At 71.2% G+C, this 13,127-nt stretch carries 7 protein-coding genes; all 7 read right to left on the reverse strand.

Annotation, left to right across the window (positions count from 1 at the left end; all coding sequences use genetic code 11):
• Positions 1-29: 29 nt before the first annotated feature.
• On the reverse strand, positions 30-1,592 hold the full coding sequence (locus tag ACWGKJ_RS09360) for an alpha/beta hydrolase (RefSeq protein ID WP_385024380.1): 1,563 nt from the start codon (positions 1,590-1,592) through the stop codon (positions 30-32).
• Positions 1,593-1,835: 243 nt separating this feature from the next.
• Positions 1,836-3,047 (reverse strand): DNA polymerase III subunit delta', encoded by a 1,212-nt coding sequence (locus ACWGKJ_RS09365; RefSeq protein WP_385024378.1) that lies wholly within the window; start codon positions 3,045-3,047, stop codon positions 1,836-1,838.
• Positions 3,048-3,299: 252 nt separating this feature from the next.
• Positions 3,300-6,749, reverse strand: a complete 3,450-nt coding sequence (tmk, locus tag ACWGKJ_RS09370) for a dTMP kinase (protein ID WP_385024376.1) — start codon at positions 6,747-6,749, stop codon at positions 3,300-3,302.
• A gap of 260 nt (positions 6,750-7,009) precedes the next feature.
• Positions 7,010-9,886 carry a type I DNA topoisomerase gene (topA, locus tag ACWGKJ_RS09375; RefSeq protein ID WP_385024375.1) on the reverse strand — a complete coding sequence of 959 codons (2,877 nt, stop codon included), beginning with the start codon at positions 9,884-9,886 and terminating at the stop codon, positions 7,010-7,012.
• 453 nt (positions 9,887-10,339) lie between these two features.
• A complete protein-coding gene (locus ACWGKJ_RS09380; protein WP_385024373.1) occupies positions 10,340-10,537 on the reverse strand; it encodes a hypothetical protein in 198 nt (65 codons plus the stop codon).
• 202 nt (positions 10,538-10,739) lie between these two features.
• Positions 10,740-12,251, reverse strand: a complete 1,512-nt coding sequence (locus ACWGKJ_RS09385) for a DUF7059 domain-containing protein (RefSeq protein ID WP_385024371.1) — start codon at positions 12,249-12,251, stop codon at positions 10,740-10,742.
• Positions 12,252-12,391: 140 nt separating this feature from the next.
• Complete coding sequence (locus ACWGKJ_RS09390) at positions 12,392-12,961, reverse strand: small secreted protein (protein ID WP_385024369.1); 570 nt, start codon at positions 12,959-12,961, stop codon at positions 12,392-12,394.
• Positions 12,962-13,127: the final 166 nt, after the last annotated feature.

A 13,127-nucleotide genomic window follows, 5' to 3' on the forward strand; every position in this document is an offset into this window, starting at 1 on the left:
CACGCCTGAGCTGGGCCTCTCTGTGCAGGTCAGGAGCATTTCTTGCCGTTCTTCGGCGGGGTGCCGTCCAGGAGGTACCTGTTGATCGCCGTGTCGATGCAGTCGCTGCCGCGGCCGTAGGCGGTGTGGCCGTCGCCGTCATAGGTGAGCAGTGTGCCGGAGGACAGCTGGGCGGCCAGGGCCTTCGCCCACTTGTACGGGGTGGCCGGGTCGCGGGTCGTGCCGACCACCACGATCGGGGCCGCGCCCTTCGCCGTGATGCGGTGGGCGGTGCCGGTGGCGTGGAGCGGCCAGTAGGAGCAGTTCAGGGCCGCCCAGGCGAAGCCCCTGCCGAAGACCGGGGACGCCTTCTCGAAGGACGGCAGGGCCTTGGTGACGGCTGCGGGGTTCTTGAAGGCGGGGGGCAGGTCCAGGCAGTTCACCGCGGCGTTGGCGTACATCAGGTTCGCGTACTTGCCCTTGCTGTCGCGCTCGTAGTACGAGTCGGACAGGGTGAGCAGTCCGGCGCCGTCGCCGGCCATCGCGCGGGTGAGCGCGGTGCGCAGCTGGGGCCAGGACGTCTGGTCGTACATGGCCGAGATCACGCCGGTCGTGGCGAGCGACTCGGTCAGCTTGCGGCTCTGGCCGGTGGGGACCGGCTTGGCGTCCAGGCGGGAGAAGAAGGCTTCGAGCCGGTGTGAGGCGTCGGCGGTGGACTTGGTGCCGAGTGGGCAGTCCTTGTGCTTGATGCAGTCCGCCGCGAAGGACTTGAAGGCGGTCTCGAAGCCCGCGGTCTGGTCGCGGTTCATCTGCAGCGACGTCAGCGCCGGGTCCATCGCGCCGTCCAGGACCAGCCGGCCCACCCGGGAGGGGTAGAGGCCCGCGTACGTCGCGCCGAGGAAGGTGCCGTACGAGGCGCCCACGTAGTTCAGCTTCTTGTCCCCGAGGATTCCGCGCAGCACGTCCATGTCCCGGGCGGCGTCGACCGTGGAGACATGCGGGAGGATCTTCGCCGAGTGCTTCTCGCAGCCCTGCGCGAATTCCTTGAGCGACGCGGTGAGCTTCTTGGTCTCCGCCGCGTTGTCCGGGGTCTGGTCGACCTCCGTGTACGCGTCCATCTGCTTGCCCGTAAGGCATTCGACGGGCTGGCTGCGGGCGACTCCGCGCGGGTCCATGGCCACCATGTCGTAGCGGGCGCGGACCGCCGCGGGGTAGCCGATGCCCGCGTACCCCTGGAGGTAGTCGATCGCCGAGCCTCCGGGGCCGCCCGGGTTGACCAGCAGGGAGCCGATCCGCTTTCCGGGGCCGGTGGCCTTCTTGCGGGAGACGGCGAGCTTGATGTCGCCGTCGGACGGCTTCGCGTAGTCGAGCGGCACCTTCATCGAGGAGCACTGGAACCCCGGGGCGCCGCAGGAACGCCAGGTCAGTTTCTGGCCGTAGTACTTGCCCAGATCCGCCGCAGGCGCGGACTCCGATGTCCCGACCTGCTGGGACGCCGAGGCGCCGGCCTGCGATGTGGCGGGGGCCGAGCCGCCGGACGAGCAGCCCGAAACAAGCAGTCCGGCCAGGGCCAGCACGGTGACGGGGGTGGAGAGCAGACGCCTGAAGTCCATTCCCGGAGCGTAGTCCGGCCCCGGCCCCAGGCCCTCTTTTCCGGCCCGTACGAGTGAGCGGTCAACCGGCGCGGACTCGGCTGCCGGGCCCGTGACTCCGGTGCGGGACCGGTGATGCGGGGCCCGTGATGCGGGACCCGTGACCCTGCTGCCCGGTCCGATGGCTCCGGTGCCGGTCCAATGACCCTGGTGCCGGGCCGGTCCTGCTGCTGCGGCCGCCTTCGGTGCCGCTGCCGCCGCTCTTCACCCCGCCCGGAGGGACACCGTCATCGCCTCGACCGCCAGCAGCGGTGCGACGTTACGGTCGAGTGCCTGGCGGCAGGCGGTGATGGCCTCTATCCGGCGCAGGGTGCTCTCCGGGCTGGAGCTCAGGGCGATACGGTCCAGCGAGTCCCTGACGTCCTCGTTGGCGATGGCCACCTTGGAGCGCAGCTGGAGCGCCAGGACATCCCGGTAGAAACCGGTCAGGTCGGTCAGCGCGAGGTCGAGCGTGTCGCGCTGCGTACGGGTCGAGCGGCGCTTCTGCCGGTCGGCCAGCTCCTTCATCGCACCGGCCGTGCCCCGGGGCATCCGCCCCCCGGCCGACGCGCCGAGCGCCGCCTTCAGGTCCTCGGTCTCCTTGGTGTCGGCGCCCTCCGCGACCTCCTTGGCGTCCTCGGCCGCCGCGTCGATCAGCTCCTGGGCCGACTTCAGACAGCCGCCGATCTCCTCGACCCGCAACGGCATCCGGAGCACAGCGGCGCGCCGGGCCCTGGCGCGCTCGTCGGTGGCGAGACGGCGCGCCCTGCCGATGTGGCCCTGTGTCGCGCGGGCCGCGTCCATGGCGGCCTGCGGTTCGATGCCGTCCCGTCTGACGAGGATGTCGGCCACCGCCTCCACAGGCGGTGTACGGAGCGTCAGATTGCGGCACCGGGAGCGGATGGTCGGCAGCACATCCTCAAGCGACGGCGCGCAGAGCAGCCACACCGTACGGGGAGCGGGCTCCTCGACGGCCTTCAGCAGCACGTTCCCCGCGCCCTCGGTGAGCCGGTCCGCGTCCTCCATGACGATGACCTGCCAGCGGCCGACCGCAGGCGAGAGCTGGGCGCGGCGGACAAGCTCCCGTGTCTCCTTCACCCCGATGGAGAGCTGGTCGGTACGGACGACCTCGACATCCGCGTGCGTGCCGACGAGGGCCGTGTGGCAGCCCTCGCAGAAACCGCAGCCCGGGACGCCACCGAGCGCCCGGTCGGGGCTGACGCACTGGAGGGCGGCGGCGAAGGCACGGGCCGCGGTGGACCGGCCCGAGCCTGGCGGTCCCGTGAACAGCCAGGCATGCGTCATGGTCGACTTCGATGTGCCGTCGGCGGAGGTGTCCGTGGCACCCGCGGTGACGAGCGCGTCGGCGTCACGGGCGGCGGCGGCGAGCTGCGTCCGGACGCGCTCCTGGCCGACGAGGTCGTCCCATACGGGCATGTGGTCGCCCCCCTCTTCTCCTGCCGGCCGGGGCTTCAGCCTTCGCTTCGCCCTCGGCGGTCCTGGTGTGCCGGTCCGGCCCTGCCGTGCACTTCCGCCGTACTGCGTGCGGCGCCGTGCGGTCTCCATTGTGGCGCAGGGGTCTGACAGCACGGTCCGTCCCGGTCCGGCGGGTGCGGTGTCCGGCCGCGCAGCACAGCACCGCGGGCCCGGAGGACGGTGATGTTCTCCGGGCCCGCGGGGGTGCCTGCCTCAGCGTCGGCCCTTGCCCTGGCCTCTGCCCTTGTTGTCGTGGTCCTCGTCCTCACGGTCCGAGCCCAGCAGTTCGTCGGCCAGCGTGGGCAGGTCGTCCAGCGGGGTCTCCTCCGCCCAGTCCGAGCGGCGGCGCGGGCGGTCCGGATCGATCTGCGGCAGCTCACGCGTCCGCTCGTTCGCGTTCTCCGGAGGCGTCTGCTGCGTCTGCGTGGGGTGCTCGTCCCGGAAGTACCCCGGAGGCACCCGGTCCGCGGGGGTGGCTCCCCGCAGCTGGGCCTGCGGCAGAACTGTGGTCTCCTCCGAGTCCGCGGTGGAGCCCTGAGCCCCGGACCGGGAACCCGAACCGGAACCCGTCCCTTCCGTCTGCCCCGACGACTCCGGCTGCTCCGCCGGATCGGACAGCCGCGCGGCCCACGAAGGACCCGCCGACCGGCCGGAACGTGCGGAGCCCTGCGACGGCGAAGCCTGCCCGGAGTGCTCGGCGCGCGAGGACCCCGTGTGGCCCGAGTTGCCCGTGTGGCCCGAAGAGCCGGACGTACCGGACGCCCCGCTCTCCCCCGGCTCATCCGTGAACTTCGGGATGACCGTGGTCTCGTCCGAGTCGGACGACGACGGTGCGGGCCGCACCTCGACCGGCTGGGTCACCTCGTTGGCGCCCACCATACGAGTCTCGACCGTCGTCTCGTTGTCGGTGGTCCCGTGGCCGGTGCTCCCACCGTCTGTGGTCCCGCTGTCGGTGGTCGCGTGGCCGGTGGTCGCGTAGCCGGTGGTCCCGTCGCCGGGGGTCCCGTCGCCGGAGCCCTCCCCGTACGGCCCGCCGTCCGCCAGCCCGCTGTCGGCCGAAGCCGCCGCCGTCCGTGCCGCCTCGGCGGCCTCCGCCTCGGCCTGCCTGCGGACCTCCTCGGCCCGCAGCAGCGCCTGCTCCGCCTTGCGCTGCTTCTCCTTGCGGCGCTCCTCGGCCTCCGCGCGGAGCCGCTCCTGCTCTTCCTTCTGCTTGCGGAGCCGCTCCTGCTCCTGCTCCCGTGCCTGCTCCTCGGCCTCGCGGCGGAGCCGCTCCTCCTCGGCGAGCCGCCTGGCCTCCTCGGCCTGACGGCGTGCCTCCTCGGCCTGGCGCTCCTCCTCGCGCCGCCGCGCCTCTTCGAGCTCGCGGCGCTTGCGCTCCTCCTCCTCGGCCCGGAGCTTGGCGAGCTGCGCCTGGCGCTCCCGCTCCAGCCGCTCCTCCTCCGCCTTGCGGGCCGCTTCCTCCTCGGCCTTCCTGCGGGCCTCCTCCTCGGCCGCCTTCCGCGCCTCCTCCTGAGCCTTGATCTCGGCTTCGGAGAGCGGCAGCAGCTGGTCGAGACGGTGGCGTACGACCGTGGTGATCGCGTCCGGCTCCTGCGCCCCGTCCACCACCAGGTAGCGACCGGGGTCGGCGGCGGCCAGCGTCAGGAACCCGGCCCGTACCCGCTGGTGGAACTCGGCCGGCTCGGACTCCAGCCGATCGGGCGCCTCCGTGAAGCGCTCACGCGCGGCCTCGGGTGAGACGTCGAGCAGCACCGTCAGATGCGGTACGAGACCACCGGTCGCCCAGCGGTTGATACGGCCGATCTCGGTCGGCGCCAGCTCACGGCCCGCGCCCTGGTAGGCCACCGACGAGTCGATGTAGCGGTCGGAGATGACGATCGCGCCGCGCTCCAGGGCGGGCAGGACGACCGAGTCGATGTGTTCGGCGCGGTCCGCGGCGTACAGCAGCGCCTCCGCGCGGTTGGAGAGACCGGCCGACGCCACGTCCAGCAGGATCGAACGCAGCCGCTTGCCGACCGGTGTCGCACCCGGTTCGCGGGTGACGACGACCTCGTGGCCCTTGGCGCGGATCCACTCCGCGAGCGCCTCGACCTGGGTGGACTTGCCGGCCCCGTCGCCCCCTTCGAGGGCGAGGAAGAAGCCGTTCGCTGCGGGGGCCTGGACAGGGTCGGCGCCGCCGCGCAGGGCGTCGCGCAGATCGTGGCGCAGCGGTACGCCCGTACGGTCGTCCGCCTTGACCAGGACCAGAGCGCCCACCGGCAGCAGCAGCGCACCGACGAGCATCAGCGTGAAGGCGGCCCCGCCGTGGGCGAAGACGAAGCTGCCGTTGCCGAGGTGGTGCGGCCCGATCAGGGCGGCGACCAGCGGTGCCACGATCGCTCCGAGCGCGACGGCGACCCGCACGACCGCCTGCAGGTGCCCGGTGGTCCGGGCCCGCCTGCTGTCCTCGGTCTCCTGGTCGACCAGCGTGTGCGCGGTGTGCGCCGCGACACCGGCCGACCAGCCGGCGAGTGCCGCGATCAGCACGACGGTCGCGGTGTCCGGGACGAGCCCCATCACCAGCAGCGCCACACCGGTCAGAGTGATCGCCAGGGCGAGCAGCCTGCGGCGCGAGAGACCCGGGAGGGTCTTGGGGGCCGTTCGGATACCGGCGGCCGTGCCCGCGATGAGGACGAGGACGAGCAGCGCGAAGGCGACCGGCCCGCCGTCCAGGTCGATGGCGTCCAGTACGGCGACGGCCGTGGCGGAAGCGATGGCTCCGGCGACGGCTGCGGCCGCCAGGATCAGCAGCGGGACGCTGCCCGTGCGGCCCTTGTCGGGGCCGTTGGGGCCCGCGGGGCGGCGCAGTCCCTCCAGCGGGGAACGGGCGCGCGGCGTCTGGCCGTCGGGCAGTTCGAGGAAGTACAGCGTCGAAACGGACGCGGCGAAGAGACCGGCAGCGGCGTAGGAGCCGAGCGCGGCCTGGTGCAGGGAAAACCAGTCGATGCCCGATCCGAGCAGCTTGCTGATCAGCGTGGCGACCAGCAGTACGGCGGCGGCCGCCGGAATCGCGAGGAAGGCGGTACGCAGCGAGAGCCTGCGCAGCGCTTCGAGATGGTCGGGCAGACCCCGCACCGCGACGCTCTCGGGCGGCGGCTTCGGCAGCAGCGCGGGTGCGGTGCTCTCCTTGGCGACCGTCCAGAACCGCTCGGCGACGCCCACGACGAAGACCGTGGCCAGCAGGGCGGCGGGCGCGTTGGCCGGCGTCCAGTTGACCCACAGCGGGGCGATGATCAGCAGGGCGACCCGCAGGCCGTCCGCGCCGATCATGGTCCAGCGGCGGTCCAGCGGCCCGTTCGGCGCCGTGAGCGCGGCGACCGGGCCGAGCAGTACGGCCCCGAAGAGCAAGGTGGCAAGGGCCCGCGCGCCGAATACGGCGGCTACGGCGAAGGCGGCACCGCGGTACCCGCCCCCGAAGGATTCCTGCGCGACCGCCGCCTGCAACGAAAGAAGCAGCAGCACGAGTAGGGCGAGGGTGTCGCCGATATTGCCGACGAGCTGGGCGCTCCACAACCGCCGGAGCGGGGGGATACGCAACAAAGCTCGGACGGCGCGCTCGCGTGAGTCTGCGGCTAGTTCGTCGGAGGTGGGGCTCACGACCGTTGGCTGCTCGGCTCGCGTCATCCGACCAGCCTATCCGGAAGGGTCAGGTCCCTGGCGGGCCCCCCGAACATTTGGGCGGCCGGTACGCCGCGCCCCTCGGGGACGCGCCGTACCGGCCGTTCGATCTCACCCGGCTCACCCGCACCAGGACCCCGGCGGGGCGGACTCCGGTGTACAGCACACCGGTTCACCGTGCGCCCGGCCCAGCCGGCCGACCCGCGGGCTCCACACCACGGGCGCGGAACCGGGGTCAGCGGTGGGCCGACGAGTCCGCTCCGGTGCTACTCGTCGCCGGCTGCGGATGCGCCCGTCTGCTGGGCAGCGGCCTTCTTGGCAGGAGCCTTCTTCGCCGCGGTCTTCGACGCCGTCTTCTTCGTCGTGGTCTTCGATGCCGTCTTCTTCGCGGCCGTCGTGGTCTTCTTGGCCGCCGTCTTCTTCGCCGCCGACTTCTTGGCCGGAGCCTTCTTGGCCGTCTTCTTCTTCGCCGGGCCCTTGGCACGCTTCTCGGCGAGCAGTTCGTAACCGCGCTCCGGCGTGATGTCCTCGACGCTGTCGGCGGTCCGCAGCGTCGCGTTCGTCTCGCCGTCCGTGACATACGCGCCGAACCGGCCGTCCTTCACGACGACAGGGCGCTCACTGACCGGGTCCGTGCCCAGCTCCTTGAGCGGCGGCTTGGCGGCGGCCCGCCCGCGCTGCTTGGGCTGGGCGTAGATCGCCAGCGCCTCGTCGAGCGTGATGGCGAAGAGCTGGTCCTCGGTCTCCAGGGAGCGCGAGTCGGTGCCCTTCTTCAGGTACGGGCCGTACCGGCCGTTCTGCGCGGTGATCTCGACGCCCTCGGCGTCCGTGCCGACCACCCGGGGCAGCGACATCAGCTTGAGCGCATCGGCCAGGGTGACCGTGTCGAGCGACATCGACTTGAAGAGCGAGGCGGTCCGCGGCTTCACCGCGTTCTTGCCGGTCTTCGGGGTGCCCTCGGGGAGGACCTCCGTGACGTACGGGCCGTACCGGCCGTCCTTCGCCACGATCTGGTGGCCCGACTCGGGGTCGGTGCCCAGCTCGAAGTCGCCGCTCGGCTTGGCGAGCAGCTCCTCGGCGTACTCGACGGTCAGCTCGTCGGGCGCCATGTCGTCGGGGACGTCGGCGCGCTGGTGGTTCTCCGAGTCCTTCTCGCCGCGCTCGATGTACGGGCCGTACCGGCCGACGCGCAGCACGATGTCGTCGCCGACCGGGAAGGACGAGATCTCCCGGGCGTCGATGGCCCCGAGGTCCGTGACGAGCTCCTTGAGCCCGCCCAGGTGGTCGCCGTCGCCGTTCCCCGCGGCGGCCGCGGTGCCGGTGCTCGGGTCGGCGTCGCCCTCGCCCTCGCCCTCGCCGAAGTAGAAGCGCTTCAGCCACGGCACGGACTTGGCCTCGCCCCGCGCGATGCCGTCGAGGTCGTCCTCCATCCGTGCGGTGAAGTCGTAGTCGACGAGCCGCCCGAAGTGCTTCTCCAGCAGGTTGACCACGGCGAAGGAGAGGAAGGAGGGGACCAGCGCGGTGCCCTTCTTGAAGACGTAGCCGCGGTCGAGGATCGTGCCGATGATCGACGCATAGGTCGAGGGACGGCCGATCTCGCGCTCTTCCAGCTCCTTGACCAGCGAGGCCTCGGTGTAGCGGGCCGGCGGCTTGGTGGAGTGGCCGTCGACCGTCATCTCCTGGGCGGAGAGCGCGTCACCCTCGGCGACCTGCGGCAGCCTGCGTTCACGGTCGTCCAGCTCGGCGTTCGGGTCGTCGGCGCCTTCGACGTACGCCTTCATGAAGCCGTGGAAGGTGATCGTCTTGCCGGAGGCCGAGAACTCGGCGACCCGGCCGTCGGAGGAGGTCCCCGCGATCTTGACGGTGACCGAGTTGCCGACCGCGTCCTTCATCTGGGAGGCGACGGTCCGCTTCCAGATCAGCTCGTACAGCCGGAACTGGTCGCCGGAGAGACCGGTCTCGGCAGGCGTACGGAACCGGTCGCCCGAGGGGCGGATCGCCTCGTGCGCCTCCTGGGCGTTCTTGACCTTCCCGGCGTACGTACGCGGCTTGTCCGGCAGATAGTCGCTGCCGTACAACTGCGTGACCTGGGCGCGGGCGGCCCCGACCGCGGTGTCCGAGAGGGTGGTGGAGTCCGTACGCATATAGGTGATGAAGCCGTTCTCATACAGCTTCTGGGCCACCTGCATGGTCGACTTCGCACCGAACCCCAGCTTGCGGCTGGCCTCCTGCTGGAGGGTCGTCGTACGGAACGGGGCGTACGGCGAGCGGCGGTACGGCTTGGACTCGACCGAGCGCACGGCGTAGGCGGAGTCGGCCAGCGCGGCGGCGAGCGCACGGGCGTTCGCCTCGTCGAGGTGCAGGACGTCGCTCTTGAGCTGTCCCGTGGAGTTGAAGTCACGGCCCTGGGCGACCCGGCGGCCGTCCACCGAGTTCAGCCTGGCCACGAGGGTCGACGGGTCGGAGGCGTCGCCCTGGCGGCCGGTGGAGAACGTACCGGTGAGGTCCCAGTACTCAGCAGAACGGAAAGCGATGCGTTCGCGTTCCCGTTCGACCACCAGGCGGGTGGCGACGGACTGCACGCGGCCGGCCGAGAGGCGCGGCATGACCTTCTTCCACAGGACCGGGGAGACCTCGTAGCCGTAGAGACGGTCGAGGATCCGTCGGGTCTCCTGCGCGTCGACCATGCGCTTGTTGAGCTCGCGCGGGTTGGCGACGGCGGCCCTGATCGCTTCCTTGGTGATCTCGTGGAAGACCATCCGGTGGACCGGGACCTTGGGCTTCAGGACCTCCTGGAGGTGCCACGCGATGGCTTCGCCCTCGCGGTCCTCATCGGTGGCGAGGAAGAGTTCGTCGGACTCCGCGAGGAGCTCTTTGAGCTTTTTGACCTGCGACTTCTTGTCGGAGTTGACGACGTAGATGGGCTGGAAGTCGTTGTTGACGTCCACTCCGAGGCGGCGCACCTCGCCGGTGTACTTGTCGGGTACCTCAGCGGCACCGTTCGGGAGGTCACGGATGTGCCCGACGCTTGCCTCGACGACATAACCCGGGCCGAGGTAGCCCTTGATCGTCTTCGCCTTGGCGGGCGACTCGACAATGACGAGTCGGCGGCCGCCGTGTGCGGTCTCGCTGGTCGGGGACAACGTGGCTCTTCTCTCCGGTCGGCACTCGGTGGTCATGCTCGCTGCGGAGTGTGACGGTACATCCCGTCCCCGTGTCAAACGGCGAAAGCCCGCAACGGCCACTGGAACGGTAACCCGACTACCGCCATTTCTGCCGCCCGGATCGGCCCACTGCCCTCCCCGGGGCCCTGCCCGCACCCCCTCGGGGACGCCCGCACGGCCCGCACTCCGGCGGTCCTGAGGGCGGGCCGGTGCACGGGGCCCGCGTACGCCCATGCGCCGGTGCGCGTGGTTCCGGAAGCCGGTACGCCGCCCCTCCGGAGGTGGGTGCGGCTGCTTCCGGGAGCGGTGGCGGAGGACGTACGGGCGGGGGCTCCGGAGACCGTTTCGGGCGAGTGGTCAGGAGGCGAGTGGTCAGGAGGCGGTTTCCGATGCCAGGTCGGAAGCCGTGTCCAAGGCCAGGTCGGAGGCGCATCAGAGGCGGGTGAAGCACCACACTCCGAGGGTCAGGGAGACCACACCGAACGCCACCGCCAGAGCGAGGGCGCGCGTAGGGCTCACCCCCTCCACGACCGGGGCGCGGCGGAACGTCCGCGCGCCGGTCCACAGCAGCAGCGCACCCCCGAACAGTGCGAATGCCGTGCCGACGAAGACCGCGGGCGCGCTCTCCATGTCCGTACCGTCCCGTCCCCGAGCCCCGAGTTCCAGAACGGTGAGGCTGGCACCCCAGGACGACACCGGCGCGAACAACGGGTGAACGGCGTGCGCACCGGGGCCGGCCACAGGAGGACAGAAGCGGGCACATCAAGGGGCCTAGCGGGCACCGGCGGACATCTGTGGTCACCGGTGAACGCCGGCAGGACACGACCCGACGTCAGACGGAAGCGCCGGGCCCCACCGGGTCGAGGAAGCCCTCCTCGACCAGCAGCCGGATGGACTGCGGGGTGCGGTCCCTGAGCACCACCGGGTCCTCGCCGAGCAACTGGGCGATGGCGTCGAGGATCTGCCCGGCCGAGAGTGTCCCGTCACACACTCCCGCGAAGCCCGCGCCCACCGTGTCGACCTTGGTGGCCCTGCGCATTCCGCGGTTCTGCCGGAGGATCACATGCTCGGGGTCCTCGGCGCCCGGCATGCCGACCTGCTCCTGCACCACCTCGGGCGCGAGCCTGAAGCGGTCGGCGAGCAGCGCTGCGTCGTCGTGGTCGCGCAGATAGCTCCGGCGCTCGAAGTGCGCCCGTACGGTCTCGCCGAGCGGCTGCTCCACCGGGTGCGGCCACTCCTCCACCACGACCGACGGACGGTCGGACCCCGACTTGTGCAGCGTGATCCAGCCGAAGCCGACAGCCTTGGTCCGCCGGGCGTCGAACTCGTCGAGCCACGCCTCGTACCGCTCGGCATAGACATCCGGGTCGGTGCGGTGGTCACCGCTGTCCCGCAGCCACAACTCCGCGTACTGCGTGATGTCCTGCACCTCGCGCTGCACGATCCACGCGTCGCAGCCGCGCGGCACCCAGGAGCGCAGCCGCTCCTGCCACTCCTCGCCCTCCACGTGCTGCCAGTTGGCCAGGAACTGCGCGTATCCCCCCTCGTTCAGCCGGTCGCCCGCCTCCGAGACGAGCGAGCGGCAGAGGTCGTCCCCGCCCATCCCGCCGTCCCGGTAGGTCAGCCTGGCCCCGGGGGAGATGACGAAGGGCGGATTGGAGACGATCAGGTCGTACGTCTCACCGGCCACCGGTGCGAAGAGCGAGCCCTCACGGAGATCGGCCGCGGGCGCCCCTGAGAGCGCGAGGGTGAGCCGGGTGAAGGCGAGCGCCCGGGGATTGAGGTCGGTGGCGGTGACCGCCGTGGCGTGCTGCGCGGCGTGCAGAGCCTGGATACCGGAGCCGGTACCGAGGTCGAGCGCCCGCCCGACAGGCGTACGAACGGTGATCCCGGCGAGCGTGGTGGACGCCCCGCCGACCCCCAGCACCACGCCCTCGTCATGGCTGCCGATGCCGCCCGCACCGCCGACCCCGCACCCCGGATCCGAGACGATGAACCAGTCCTGCCCCTCCGGGCCGCCGTACGGCCTGACGTCCACCGTCGCCCGTACGCCGTCGTCCGCGCGCGCCAGCCAGCCGTCGGCGACGCACTCCTCCAACGGCAGCACGGACGCGACCTGCTCGGCGGGGACGGGCTGCTGGAGCAGGAAGAGGCGCACCAGTGTCTCCAGCGGTGCACGGCCTCGGGTGGCCCGCAGGGCAGGCACCGTCTCGCTGCGGGCCAGCGCGGCGTACGCGGGCGCGCCGAGCAGGTCGAGCAGACCGTCCGCGGTGAAGGCGGCGGCGAGCAGAGCCTCGCGGATGAGGGGCGAGTGGTCGGGCGCGGGAAGACTGGTCGTACTCACCCGCCCATTGTGGCCGCTCCCACTGACAACGCCCGCACCGAGCGCGGCGAACAGCGCAAAACCGCCGGTGAAAGAAGCCCGCGAGCGGTCGGGGTGTCAGTCATCGGCGGTCTCAGGCCGGCTGTCCGGCCTCCGCTGCGCTATGCCTTGGAGGGCGCGACGGTGGGGGACGGCGAGGAGGTCGCGACCTTGCACTTGTCCTGGTTGAGCAGCGCCTTGCCCGTGTCTCCGGAGAAGAGCTTCTTGTAGGCGGTCTCGTTGATCTTCTTCATGTTCTCGCCGATGCTCTTGAGACCGTCCGAGAACTTCTGCTGGTCCTTGACGTCCAACGCGTCGACCTGCTTCTTCAGATCGGCGTACGCCTTCGAGTTGGTGTTCAGCTCGGCGATGGCGTCCTGCTGGATCTTCTTCCCGTCGTCACCGGGCGGCGGTCCTGCCTTCTTGAGGCCCGCGGCGATGGCCGCGTCGGCCGAGGACAGATCCTGGAACGCGGCCGAGTCCGCCTTCTGGATGTCTGCGGGCTTGCCGTCCGCCGCCACCGCGGTGATCTGCTGGTTGGCCTTGTTGATCTTCGTCAGCTGGGGCCCGATGTCGCCGCAGAGCGACTTGGCCCAGTCGTCCGTCTTGTTGCTGCTGTTGTCGCTGCAGCCCGACAACGCCAGTACCAGTACCGCACCGCCGGACAGTGCGGCAGCAAGCTTCTTGTTCACCGGATTGGTCCCTTCCAAGGCTCTCGGCCCCGGAACATACACGCCAAGTGGGCGACATTCGCGTGTCGTACGACCGTTTTTGACCGTATTGCAGCCATTTGCACCAAGCGGGACGGGAGAGACAAGGCTCACGGGCGCAGCAACCCGCGCCGGCATACGGCGAGGG

This window comes from Streptomyces sp. NPDC054757 (assembly GCF_053612185.1).